This is a genomic window from Microvirga terrestris (assembly GCF_015694425.1).
GTDB classification, from domain to species: Bacteria; Pseudomonadota; Alphaproteobacteria; order Rhizobiales; family Beijerinckiaceae; genus Microvirga; species Microvirga terrestris.
On sequence record NZ_JADQDN010000001.1, the window covers coordinates 585,780 to 598,959 of the forward strand.

At 60.8% G+C, this 13,180-nt stretch carries 7 protein-coding genes; 4 read left to right on the forward strand and 3 right to left on the reverse strand.

Features of this window, described 5'->3' with window-relative positions; genetic code table 11:
* The first annotated feature begins 175 nt into the window (after positions 1 to 175).
* The 3 genes from I2H36_RS02730 to glgB are packed head-to-tail and all read left to right on the forward strand — an operon-like array spanning position 176 to position 8,975.
* A complete protein-coding gene (locus I2H36_RS02730) occupies positions 176 to 3,433 on the forward strand; it encodes a maltotransferase domain-containing protein (protein WP_343234383.1) in 3,258 nt (1,085 codons plus the stop codon).
* Positions 3,434 to 3,438: 5 nt separating this feature from the next.
* Positions 3,439 to 6,753 (forward strand): maltose alpha-D-glucosyltransferase, encoded by a 3,315-nt coding sequence (gene treS / locus I2H36_RS02735; protein ID WP_196262323.1) that lies wholly within the window; start codon positions 3,439 to 3,441, stop codon positions 6,751 to 6,753.
* A complete protein-coding gene (gene glgB, locus I2H36_RS02740) occupies positions 6,750 to 8,975 on the forward strand; it encodes a 1,4-alpha-glucan branching protein GlgB (protein WP_196262324.1) in 2,226 nt (741 codons plus the stop codon). The genes treS and glgB overlap by 4 nt, the downstream gene beginning before the upstream one ends.
* A gap of 3 nt (positions 8,976 to 8,978) precedes the next feature.
* Here glgB and I2H36_RS02745 read toward each other — a convergent pair whose 3' ends face one another.
* Positions 8,979 to 9,206, reverse strand: coding sequence for a hypothetical protein (locus tag I2H36_RS02745; protein ID WP_196262325.1), 228 nt, complete (start codon positions 9,204 to 9,206; stop codon positions 8,979 to 8,981).
* A gap of 216 nt (positions 9,207 to 9,422) precedes the next feature.
* On the opposite strand from I2H36_RS02745, the gene I2H36_RS02750 reads away from it, so the two are divergent.
* The gene (locus tag I2H36_RS02750) at positions 9,423 to 9,779 is read left to right on the forward strand and encodes a DUF2934 domain-containing protein (protein ID WP_196262326.1); all 357 of its coding nucleotides are present in this window, start codon (positions 9,423 to 9,425) and stop codon (positions 9,777 to 9,779) included.
* 86 nt (positions 9,780 to 9,865) lie between these two features.
* On the opposite strand, the gene I2H36_RS02755 is transcribed toward I2H36_RS02750, so the two are convergent.
* Positions 9,866 to 11,923, reverse strand: coding sequence for a S8/S53 family peptidase (locus I2H36_RS02755; RefSeq protein WP_196262327.1), 2,058 nt, complete (start codon positions 11,921 to 11,923; stop codon positions 9,866 to 9,868).
* Between the two features lie 38 nt (positions 11,924 to 11,961).
* The gene (locus tag I2H36_RS02760) at positions 11,962 to 13,170 is read right to left on the reverse strand and encodes a phosphatase PAP2 family protein (protein WP_196262328.1); all 1,209 of its coding nucleotides are present in this window, start codon (positions 13,168 to 13,170) and stop codon (positions 11,962 to 11,964) included.
* Positions 13,171 to 13,180 lie beyond the last annotated feature (10 nt).

Here is a 13,180-nt window from a genome sequence, read left to right on the forward strand (position 1 = left end):
GGAACCAAAGCCAAGGGGGCTTGTTTCTGACAGGGAGGCTCTGCTGGTCAACCCGGTCTTTCCGGTGCCGGTGGTGGGCTCGCCCTAGGTTGATCCAATCGAATAGCGACAGGGCCGAACCGTGTCACCAGCAGACAGTCTCCTCGCAAGCTCCCAGATCGCGCGGATGAAAGAGGTGAGCCGCAAGGCTCCGCGGATTTACTACGTGCACCCGCTGCTGGCCGGACCTCTGGACAACTGGGATGAGATTTTCGATCACGCCGCCGCCCTAGGCTTCGACACCATTCTGATGGCTCCGCCATTCGAGCCGGGACAGGGCGGCAGTATCTTCCTGCCAAGGGACATGACCCGGCTTCACCCGAGCCTCGGTCGCGACAAGGCGGTCGATGGTCTTGCGCGGCTTGCCGAAAAGGCCAGTGCTCGCAACCTCTCCCTGGCGCTTGATCTCGTTGTCGATCGCGTAGCCGCCGATAGCGCCTTTGCCCGCGAACTCGGCCTCGCTGCCTCAGGCACGGACATCCTCGATCCACGGCAGGACCCTGCTGAAAGGGAGGCCGTCATCGTTCCGTTCGATGGTGACGATCATGCACATCTGAGAATCCTGGCCGAGCACCTGCGTGCCCTCGTCGCTGCGGGGATCACCGGCTTTCGCTGTCTGCACTGGGACACGGTGCCCGCATCCGCTTTGAGGCGCTTTATAGCGGATGCCAGAGGAGATAGGCCCGAGATATGTTTTCTTGCCTGGACCCCCGGGACCAACCTCCCATCAAGGCAGGCGCTGCGCGGCGCCGGCTTCGACGGGACGTTTTCCTCGCTGTGCTGGTGGGACCTGAAGGAAAGCTGGATTGCCGACGAGCACGAACAGCTGAGAGGCATCGGCTACGAAATCGCCTTTCCTGAGGTTCCCTTCGACAAGCGCATCACCCATGAGGTGGAGCCCTTGGATGTGCTGAAACGGCGAGCAACCCGCGCATTGCGGCTTGCCGCGTCCGTCGGTGACGGTCTTCTCGTTCCGATGGGCTTCGAATTCGGTTCCCGGGAGCGGTTCGACCCGACCCGGGGCAATGGAGCGGGGCTGAGGGGATTGCGAGAACGCGGCAGCTTTGAACTCACGGCAGAAGTCCGTGCGGCGAACCAGTTGCTCGCTCGCAATGGTAAGAACTTCGCCCGCAAGCCTGTGCATCTCGTCGTGGGGCATGCGTCCCAGGTGACCGCCTTGCTGAGAACCGACGCGGAGGATGTGCGGCAGAGCAAGGCAGCGCGCCTGATCATCGCAAACTCCGATCTCCGGCGAACTGCACAGGCTACCGGTGCGTTCCTGGCGTCCGAGAGCGGCGCCCAGTTCATGCCGTTTCGCGAAGTGGGTGAGGGTGGCCTCGAACTCACTCCGGCATCGACGGTGAGACTTGATCCAGGCGAGGTCCGGATCCTCGAAGGATACCCACCGAGGCCGATCCGAGGGGCGGTTTTGGTGTCGGCGGTCGAGCAGGCTCTCTTGGCACCTCGGCTCGTCATCGAGAATGTGACGCCCGCCGTCGATGGCGGTGAGTTCCCGGTCAAGCGGATCGTCGGCGAAGTGGTCAGGGTGGAAGCCGATATCTTTGGCGATGGGCACGATCCTCTGTCGGCCGTTCTGGCCTGGAGGGCCGTCGACGAGGGGCAGTGGCGCGAAACCCGCATGACGTTCCTGGTCAACGATCGCTGGAGCGCGGAATTCCCGCTGGAGCGGCTCGGTCGGCATGAATTTGCCGTCCTGGGCTGGCGGGATCCCTTTGCGATCTTCCGATCGGAGCTGGAGAAGAAATACACCGCCGGTCTCGACGTGACCTTGGAGCTGGAAGAGGGGCGCCTTCTGGTTGAGGAGGCAAGGGCTGAAGCCAGGGGAGGCGTCGCAGACCGCGTCCATGCTCTGGCCGACAGCCTCGTCGATGCGGACTACGACGCGCGGCTTGAAATCCTTCTGGCGTCGGACACATCGGAGATCATGACGGCAGCGGACAGCCGGCCTTTCATCGTGCGCTCCGAGGCAATCCCCGTCGATGCCGAACGAACGGCGGCCGGATTCGCGAGTTGGTACGAGTTGTTCCCGCGCTCGATGAGCGACGATCCCCATCGCCACGGCACGTTCGACGATGTGATCCGCAAGCTGCCTTACATCCGCGACATGGGGTTCGACGTTCTCTACCTGACGCCGATCCATCCCATCGGTCGAACGCACCGGAAAGGACGCAACAATAGCCTGACAGCCGGTCCGGATGACCCAGGAAGTCCCTATGCCATCGGCTCCGAGGCTGGCGGCCATGATGCGATCCATCCCGAACTCGGCACCTTCGAGGCTTTTCGGCGTCTCGTCACTGCTGCAGCCGAACACGGCCTGGAGCTGGCGCTCGATATCGCCGTTCAGGCATCCCCGGATCACCCTTGGCTGAAGGACCATCCGGACTGGTTCGACTGGCGGCCAGACGGATCGATCAAGTACGCCGAGAATCCGCCCAAGAAATACGAGGACATCGTCAATGTGGATTTCTATGCCAGGGGCGCGATGCCGTCCCTGTGGCTTGAGCTGCGCGACACCATTCTGCTCTGGGTCGAGCAGGGCGTAAAACTCTTCCGCATCGACAATCCCCATACGAAGCCATTCCCCTTTTGGGAGTGGCTGATTGGGGAAGTGCGCCGCGACCACCCGGAGGTGGCCTTCCTATCGGAGGCTTTCACGCGGCCGAAGATCATGTACCGACTCGCCAAGATCGGCTTCTCGCAATCCTACACCTACTTCACGTGGCGCAACGAGAAGGGGGAGATGGCGGAGTACCTGACCGAACTCTCGCAGACGGCGCCGAAGGATTTCTTCCGGCCGCATTTCTTCGTGAATACACCCGACATCAACCCCGACTTCCTGCAGAATGCCCCTCGATCTGCCTACCTGATCCGCGCAGCTCTTGCGACGACGCTCTCAGGGCTCTGGGGCATGTACAGCGGGTTTGAGCTCTGCGAAGGTCGGCCCGACATCAAGAAGAAGGAATACGCAGACAGCGAGAAGTATGAGATCCGCGCCTGGGATTGGGACCGACCCGGCAACATCATCCGGGAGATTTCGATTCTGAATCGGATCCGGCGCGACAACCCAGCCCTGCATTCCCATCTCAACGTCTCGTTCCTCGATGCTTGGAACGACAAGATCCTCTTCTTTGAGAAAGCGATACCAGGGCGTGAAAACGTTCTGCTCGTGGCCGTCAGCTTCGACCCTTACAATGTACAGGAAGCCGACGTGGAGCTGCCTCTCTGGAAGTTCGGTCTGCCGGATCACGGTTCCTTGGCGGTCGAGGATCTCGTGCGTCACCACCGCTTCACATGGTCTGGCAAGCATCAGCGCATCCGATGCGATCCGGGTGAAATTCCTTTCTCGATTTGGCGCATTGGCCCTAAGGACTGACAAGAATGCTCAAGAAGAACGATACGTCCCTCAAGAGCGAAACCTCCCTTGGTGCCGATCCGCTCTGGTACAAGGATGCGATCATTTACCAGCTGCATGTGAAGTCGTTCTTCGATGCCAACAATGATGGCATCGGCGACTTCGCTGGGCTGCTCGCCAAGCTGGACTACATCGCTTCGCTCGGCGTCAACACCATCTGGCTGCTGCCGTTTTACCCATCGCCTAGGCTCGATGACGGCTATGATATCGCCGAGTACCGCAACGTCAGCCCCGACTATGGCAGCTTGAAGGAGTTCAAGACCTTCGTGCGGGAAGCCCACGCCCGGGGGCTGCGCGTCATCACCGAACTGGTCATCAACCACACTTCTGATCAGCATCCCTGGTTCCAGCGCGCCCGTCACGCGAAGCCGGGCTCCCGCGAACGCGACTTCTATGTCTGGTCCGATTCCGACCAAAAGTACCCGGAAACCCGGATCATCTTTCTTGACACCGAAAAATCGAACTGGACATGGGATCAGGCGGCGGGGGCTTATTTCTGGCACCGCTTCTATTCGCATCAGCCGGATCTGAATTTCGACAATCCGCGTGTTCTCAAAGAAGTTCTGAGCGTCATGCGGTTCTGGCTCGATATGGGCATCGACGGGCTGCGCCTCGATGCCATCCCCTATCTGATCGAGCGGGAGGGCACTAACAACGAGAATCTTCCGGAGACCCACGTGGTTCTCAAGAAGATCCGGGCGGCGCTCGATGCCGCCTATCCGGTCCGGATGCTGCTTGCGGAGGCCAATCAATGGCCGGAGGACACCCAGGAATATTTCGGCGACGGCGACGAATGCCACATGGCCTTCCACTTCCCGCTGATGCCGCGCATGTACATGGCCATTGCGAAAGAGGACCGCTTTCCTATCACCGATATTCTGCGCCAGACACCCGAAATTCCCGAGAAATGCCAATGGGCGATCTTTCTCCGCAACCATGACGAGTTGACGCTTGAGATGGTGACCGATGAGGAGCGCGATTATCTCTGGAACACCTATGCGGCAGACAAGCGGGCTCGCATCAATCTCGGCATCCGCCGCAGGCTGGCACCTCTCATGCAACGGGATCGCCGGCGTATCGAGCTGATGAATGTGCTCCTCCTGTCCATGCCCGGAACGCCCGTCGTCTATTACGGCGACGAGATCGGTATGGGCGACAACATCTATCTCGGCGATCGTGACGGCGTCCGCACCCCGATGCAGTGGTCCCCGGACCGTAACGGCGGCTTCTCCAGGGCCGATCCGGCAAGCCTCGTGCTCCCGGCGATCATGGACCCGGTCTACGGCTTCGAATCCGTCAACGTGGAGGCGCAGAGCCGAGACCAGCATTCGCTCCTGAACTGGATGCGCCGCATGCTGATGCTGCGCCGCAATCACCATGCTTTCGGTCGCGGTACGTTCCGGCTTCTGTATCCGGCCAACCGCAAGGTTTTAGCCTACCTGCGCGAGCACGAGGGCGAGACGATCCTGTGCGTCGCGAACCTGTCGCGGACGCCGCAGGCTGTCGAGCTCGATCTGTCGGCCTTTGCCGGTAGGGTACCCGTCGAGATGACGGGCCCGTCGCCGTTCCCGCCGATTGGCCAGCTGACCTACCTGCTGACCCTTCCGCCCTACGGCTTCTACTGGTTCCAGCTCACGACAGAGGTTGAAAGCCCGCAATGGCGGACGGCCCCGCCCGAGCAGCTGACCGAGTTTGAGACCTTGGTTCTGCGGGGCGGCCTGCAGGGAGGCTTGGAGGACCGGCACAAGCAGCTGATTGCCCAGAACATCCTGCCCAGCTACCTGCCGATCCGGCGTTGGTTCGCCTCCAAGAACGAGGCGCTTCACGAGGCGCGCATTCCATGGACGGTGCCCATGCCGTTTGCAGAGGATGTGCTGATGGCTGAGGTCGAGGCGCGCGTTGGCAAGCGCACGGAGCGCTACTTCATGCCCCTCGGCATTGCATGGGAAAGCGCCGGTGGACTGCCACTGCCGCAGCAGCTTGCCCTAGCCCGGGTCCGCAGGGGCGCGCGTGTGGGCTTTCTGACCGATGGTTTTGCCGTCGATCAGTGGGCGCATGCGGTTCTGCAGGCCCTGTGCCAGAGATCCACGCTCAAGACGCCTGACGGAGAAATCCAGTTCGAAGGCACTCCCGAACTTGACTGCATGCAGATCACGACGGATGCTCCAATCCGCTGGCTTTCGGCCGAGCAATCGAACAGTTCGCTGATCATCGGCGACCTCGCCATGATCAAGCTCGTCCGTCGCGTTTTTGGCGGCACCCATCCTGAAGCGGAGATGACGCAATACCTGACGAAGGTCGGATACCAGAATTCCGCCCCGCTCCTCGGAGAGGTCCTGCGAGTGGCCGGCGACGGGACGCCCCATACGCTTGCAATCGTTCAGGGCGCCATCCGCAATCAGGGCGATGCCTGGAACTGGGTGCTCGAGAACCTGAAGCGGACCCTTGACGAATACGAGTTGATCGAGAACGAAACGGTCCCGGATGAAGGGATCTTCACCACCCTCGAGAACTTCGCCGAGGTCGTTGGGAAGCGCCTCGGTGAGTTGCACGTGGCTTTGGCTGCACAGACGGACGATGATGCCTTCGCACCGATCAAGGCCGGTGCTGAGGACGTAGAGGTCTGGAAAACGAGAGCTCATGAGCAACTCATGTCTGCTCTCGATATTCTGAATGGGGCCCGAGGCGATTTGGATCCCGAGACCGGTCCGCTCGCAGATAGCATCCTTGAGCGACGTGACGAGCTGATCGCGGCGGTCGACCGGCTCGCGGAGTCCGGCCTCGGGACGTTGTTGACGCGGATCCATGGCGACTTCCATTTCGGTCAGGTTCTGGTCGCGCAGGGCGATGCCTACATTATCGACTTCGAGGGCGAGCCGGTGCGCGAGCTGGAAGAAAGGCGCGCAAAGACAAGCCCGCTCCGGGACGTAGCTGGATTGCTCCGCTCCCTTGACTACGTGGCCGTCACGGCGTCGATGCCTGATGAAGATATCTCCTCGGCCCAGTTCCGCGACATCCGGGGCTCTTTGCTCAGGAACTTCTATGCGGGAGCTCAAAAGGCTTTCCTGGATGCTTACTGGGATGCTACTGCTCAAGCTCCACAGCTCGGGCTCTCGCCTGACAGGCACCGTTCGCTCCTTGATCTGTTCCTGCTTGAGAAGGCTGCCTACGAGGTCCAGTATGAGGCTTCCAACCGCCCGAAATGGTTGGCGATCCCCCTCCGAGGCTTGTCCGATATTGTGCATCGCCTCGCAGAAGCGGGCCGCGGAGGACATGAATGACGCCCGGACGTGACGATCTCCTCGCTGGTATAGAACCAAGCAATGTTCAGGCTCTGGTCGAGGGACGATACGGGGACCCATTCTCGATCCTCGGGCAGCATGCTGCAGGCAGCTGGAGCATTATCCGCGTCTTCATGCCGGGTGCGAAGTCCGTGGAGGTTCTGCGACGGGGGACAGATGGAGAGCCTGACCGACTCCATCTCGTGCATCCGGATGGGTTGTTTGCCGGCCGCCTCAATCACCAAGGTGCCTATAAGCTGTGTGTCCACTGGCCCGACACCATTCAGGAGATGGAGGATCCTTACAGCTTCGGCCTGCTCCTCGGCGACCTCGACCTGCATCTGATCGGGCAGGGCACTCACTACGAACTCGGCTCGGTCCTCGGCGCACAGCCCATGAGCATCGACGGCGTGGCCGGAGTACGATTTGCCGTTTGGGCTCCCAATGCCCGTCGTGTCTCTGTTGTGGGAGACTTCAACAGCTGGGATGGACGGCGCAATCCCATGCGCCTGCGTCGGGAAGCGGGGATCTGGGAACTCTTCATTCCCCGCCTTGGACCCGGCGAGCGCTACAAATTCGAGGTGGTCGGGCCACACGGGCAGCTGCTGCCGCAGAAGGCTGATCCCATCGCGCGTGCGGCCGAGCCTGCGCCCGGTTCAGCATCCGTCGTCGCCCGGTCGGAGCCCTTCGGGTGGACGGATTCCGAGTGGATGGCGGCAAGGGCTGCGCGCCAGACTGAGAGTTCGCCTATCTCGGTCTATGAGGTCCATGCAGGCTCCTGGATGCGGCTGGAGCAGGAAGGAAACCGCAGCCTCGACTGGACTGAGTTGGCGGATCGCCTGATCCCCTATGTTTCTGGCCTGGGATTCACCCATATCGAGCTCCTGCCGATCACGGAATATCCGTTCGGAGGTTCCTGGGGTTATCAGCCCCTCGGCCTCTTCGCCCCTACCGGCCGTTATGGGACGCCGGAGGACTTTGCCGAATTTGTGAACCGTTGCCATGAAGCTGGCTTGGGCGTGATCCTCGACTGGGTTCCGGCCCATTTCCCGACCGATATCTGGGGGCTCGCGCAGTTCGATGGGACGGCGCTCTACGAGCATCAGGATCCCAGGGAGGGGTTCCACCAGGATTGGAACACCTTGATCTACAACCTCGGCCGCAGCGAGGTGAAGGGTTTCCTGATCGCGAGCGCGCTTCATTGGCTGGAGCGCTTCCACATCGATGCCCTTCGGGTGGATGCCGTCGCGTCGATGCTGTACCGCGACTACAGCCGCCAGGCGGGCGAGTGGATTCCGAACAAATACGGAGGGAGGGAAAACCTCGAATCCATCGAGTTCTTCAAGCATCTCAACAGCATCGTTGCCCATCGCTGCGGCGGTGCGATCACCATCGCGGAGGAATCCACCGCATTCCCAGGCGTTACCAAACCTGCGGAAGAAGGTGGGCTCGGGTTCACGTTCAAATGGAATATGGGCTGGATGCACGACACGCTCCATTATATGGAGCAGGACCCCGTCTACCGAAGCTACAACCACGGGGCTTTCACGTTCGGCATGGTCTACGCCTTCTCCGAGCGCTTCATCCTTCCCCTGTCGCATGATGAAGTTGTGCACGGGAAAGGCTCGCTGATCCGGAAGATGCCGGGTGACGAGTGGCAGCGCTTTGCAAATCTTCGCGCCTATTTCGGATACATGTGGGCGCATCCTGGCAAGAAGCTCCTCTTCATGGGAGGCGAGATCGCGCAGGAACGGGAGTGGAACCACGATGCCTCAATCTCGTGGGAGTTGCTGGACAACCCGCGGCACGCTGGAATTCAGAGGCTCATCCGGGATCTCAATCGCATCTATGCGGTCGAGCCGGCCCTCCATGGCACCGATGCCGACTCCGGCGGTTTCGAATGGGCAGTGGCGGATGACACCGGAAATTCCGTTTTTGCCATGCTGCGGCTGGCAAGGGATGGGAAATCGATTATCCTTGCCATCAGCAACATGACTCCGGTTCCGAGAATAGCTTATCGCATCGGTGTGCCAAAGGCAGGGCTCTGGCACGAGATCCTCAATACCGATGCGGAGATCTATGGCGGCGGCAACATGGGGAATGCAGGCGCTCTGCAAGCCGAAGAGATTTCATCCCATGGACACCCTTTTTCCTTGAGCCTTGTGCTACCCCCGTTGAGCACGACTCTGCTGCGTTGGGAGTATATAACCTTTGGCTCCTAATCTTCAGAAAACATCGTCCTTCTTGAAGCAGGGAACCGCCCCTTCGTGTTCGTGGAATGAGAACGTGCAACGGTGTTCGAGCGCGAAGTCGGCAATGTAGCTGAGGGGCTCATGGGAGTCGTATGAGAGCGTAACCTCCCCGAACATCTGTGCCAGCGTATCTTCCGGAACCATGAAGGTTGCTCCAGGATCCATATGGTCAAGCTTCTGAGCCAGATCCTCTTTGGTCATTCGAGCCTCCATCTCAGCCCACTAGAATACCAACTTTTCGATTGAGGAGTTAAAACTGGGTTGGGGCAGGCTTTTGTTCCGTTCAGCGCGCCATGCTCGGCAACTTGCCCCGCAACGGCGCAGTTTCCTGGACTGCTGAGATGCATAGGGTCACCGTTCGTGAGGAAACATGTTCCCATACCGGGCATTGACACCGTCTGAAGGAGAGGAGCCATCATGACCCAGGACAAAACCGGACCAGATGCAACGCCTCGCATCGGACCCGATCTCGGTCGGCATATTTTCGATGACCCGGATGGTGGTCACCAGAAGAGTCAACCGTCGGGCGCCGACGAGGAGAGCATCCGCCGGAGGGCTTACGAGATATGGGAAAACGAGGGGCGAGCAGGCAACCCACACGATCACTGGTACAGGGCGGAGCGGGAACTGAACGCAAGCCAGTCGGAACAATCCTTTGCACCAGTCGAGAACGCACCTCCTTCCGCAGCCGCTGAGGCCAAGGCAGCCGTGAGTGAACAGCGTGCCGGTGAAGGAAGCAGCCCGAAGAAGCCTCGGCGCAAACGCACCTCTTGAACCAGAACCTGACCTCAGGGGCCTGTTGCTCAGGTTCGTCGAATTTGCTGGCCTTGAGCATTCTGTCATCGGAACCGACGAGTTCCTTATCTTTCAACCTTGGATGGCCGAACGCGCGGGAGCGGTGCCCGTCCCGCCCCGCCTCTCTCCGGAGAGGGCTCTGGAGGGGGGAGCGCAGTTTCTTTGTCATAGGCCAGTTTCCAGACGGCTCTCCTGTTCCCACGGCGCTTGGCCGCGAGCTCCCCGGCAATCCACCGGGTGATGTGAGGCGCGGCAACGCTCGTGCCGTTCATGGCTACGACAGAGCCACTGCGTGTCCCGGCCGCGAGTACGCCGGATTGGACGATGGAGTCGTCACTTACCGTCAGCGCATCGGGTCCGCAGCGATGGGGTCTAGCGGCGCCGGCCGGCGTCGTGATCGCCCCGCCTGCGGAATAGGCAGGCGGCCGCAGTTCCGTGCGTAGCAAGCCGCCCATCACGATTGTGTTCTTTCCGGTGGCGATCGCGTTGATCGAGCCCGCGCGCTTCACGGGGCATGCCGGATCGTCCTCTTCAAGAGGCCTGCCGTCATGGCCGTAGATCTCGTAACTGGGAACATCGAAGTAGGATTGCCGCCCTCGACGCGGATAGCCCACAGGCGCATCGTCCCGTTGAACCCAGGCTTCAACGCACTCTTTTGGTAACAGTCCAAGATTGTTCAGAGTCAGCTTCCACAAGCCTGCCGGAACAACCGGATCAGTCGGGACAGGAGAGTTCTCGGACTCGATCCGAATGGTCGGCTGCAGTGAGATCAGGAACATGCCGCGCGCCGTAGGCGCGGAAAAGAAATGGTATCGTGCCTCGCAGAGCACCTTCCCGGCAACCTCGTATTGGAGAATGGAGCTGTCGTTTTCCTCCAGCGGGGGGCTCACGTCGCCCTGCGGGGTCGCGATGGTCAACTCGACCCGGTTGCCCACAGCGGTGGCAGGCGGGAGCCAGATCTCGACGAAGCTCGGTGTGAGATCGTCAGGTAGCACTCGCAGGGGCAGGACTGCTTGGTCGCCTTTAGCCTGGAATGAGACTGACGCATGAGCGCGTGCCAAGTGACTGTTACCCGAGGGGATGACGACCCGCATCGGCTTTTTGCCGGGAGTAGTGTTGTGCTCGCGGAGGATCCTGTCGAAAGCCAGTTCGATCACATGGGTGCCGTCATGGGGCCCGGCGAGCAGACCATAGCTGAAATTGATTACAACCGGCAGAGTCTGGCCTTTCCCGGCAATGGCTTGGGCCCTGTCGCGGATGTACTCCAAGGCTTTGACGGCATAGGGGGCCAGACTGGCGCCGGACGAGTCAGCCGTTATTGCAGTCGGCAGCTGAACGCAGATAATCCGCCAGTCCGGCGCCTCATTCGGATCCCATCCACAGGCGAGGTCCATCACATGGGCGCCATGGGAGGCGTGCCATGCCAGGGTCTTGCGACCTTCAAGTGTGAAGTCGGCGATGCCGGCGCGACGGTAGATCTCGTCCTCGTCGATGAAATCTCCCTGCCGACAAGTCAGGAGATAGTTGTCGATATCCACTTTGGGGATCTCGAATCCGTTGTCGAACCCGATCGGTAGGTTGCTTGACGAGCCGTACTGCACCCACACGGACTCGATGCGGGTTGTGCCGTCGATTTTGCGGAAGCGCTCGTGGGCAAAGGGAATGCCGTCGTCGATGATTCCGATGATGACTGTGTCCCGCGTCACGCCCGATGATGGAAATTGGAGCATACGAACGTCCTTACGCCCATGGGAGATCACGGACGAGGAGGGCAGGGGCGGGCCAATGGTGAAGCGCTCCAGGCTCTCGAAAAACCGTCGAGATTTCGGGTCTTCGATTAACCGGAGAGCTTTTGTGAGAGGCAGGAACCTGACGTCGAAGGGTTGAGCGTCATGAGGCGGCCGCTCCGGCATGTCGGGGTCTTCAGCGGCGTCCCGCCAGAGTGCCCAGGCCTCTCCATCCCACTTCTGTGCCTTATGGCGCAGGAGGATCGGAACGCTCTGTTCGGCGATCGACGGCAGCCGGAAGTCCTGTAAACCTGGACCCAGGGCCCAGTAGGAATAGGGATCGACGACAGATCGAGAAACAGGATCGATCATCGGTATAATGCGCTTCCAGGCCATGGGGCGCTCCTGCTTTCAAACTATGCGAGAACCTGTCCTCATTCCCATTCCGCCTTCGCCTTCTCCCAAAGCCAGGCGAGCGGGTAGGACTGGTGCTGTGGGTCGATCGCCTGGTCTTTGGCCGCATATTCCACGGAGTAGGCTGTCGCACCTTGCATCGATATGAGCGTCTCGTTCGTCACGTCATATAAATCGTGCCAGATAAAGTCGGCGTTCTCGGGATACTTCTCGCCTTCGAAACGCCATGCCCTGTATCCGCCTGCACCGGAGCAGCGGTTGACGAGATACTGGCCGAGCGTCAGGCCGAGCACCGCGCCAGCGGCACTGTCGACGGGAAAGTGGACGCCTGCAACGGTCCGGTTGATGGCAATCCTTGCCGCGAGGCGAAGAAGCTGGGTACGCCAATCAGAACTGTCGTACCCAGGTCTCCCAGACGCTTTGATCAATTGCCACAGCACGAGAGCCACTGCGAAGGACTCCGTCGCATGCCCGCTCGGCAAGGCTCCATGGGCCGGCGTGACGATCATGGGTTGGATCTGTGGGGAGTATTCGAGCGGTCGCCGACAGGCGAGGCCCTGCTTCACGCGCAGGTGCACGAACAGCGCGAGCCGCAGGACGGCTGCAAGAAGCTCCAACGTATGGGGCGTCCGATCCGGATGGAGCTGGGCGACGGAGCTCAGAAAAGTGATGCCGCCGCCGATCTGCGCCAGAATTTCGTTTTGCCGGTCCGTACGGAGTTCGGCATAGTAATTCATCAGTGTCAGCTGTGCCTCAAAAATGTCCTCCGTCGGTCGGGCCATCAGAATGAGGGGCTTGTATGTCGGCGCGGGCGCACTGCCTCCAGAAGGTGCCGGAACCTCAAGATGCCAGACCGTCATATGTCGCGGAGCCATGGTGGCATCTTCCAGGGTGAAACCCAGGCGCGAGACCATCTCCGCATCGAAGATCGCGGCACGGACCCAGGGAGACCAGCGATCAAGATTGTCCGGATCTTCCACGTCGAGCGGACCAGGGGCAGCCGCAGGTGCGCGCCATTGCCCGACAATTCCGTCACGGCTGCGGATCAGGGCATCGCTCATGAGGGGCGAGTCATAGACGGTACCACCAACCCCACCGACGCCGCCCACTCCTCCAACGCCACCTACACCCCCGACGCCACCAACCCCTCCCACGCCCCCGACACCGCCTACGCCACCAACTCCACCGACCCCGCCAAGGGGGCCAATCCCCGCCGATAAGTAGCTCATGTTGGTGCAC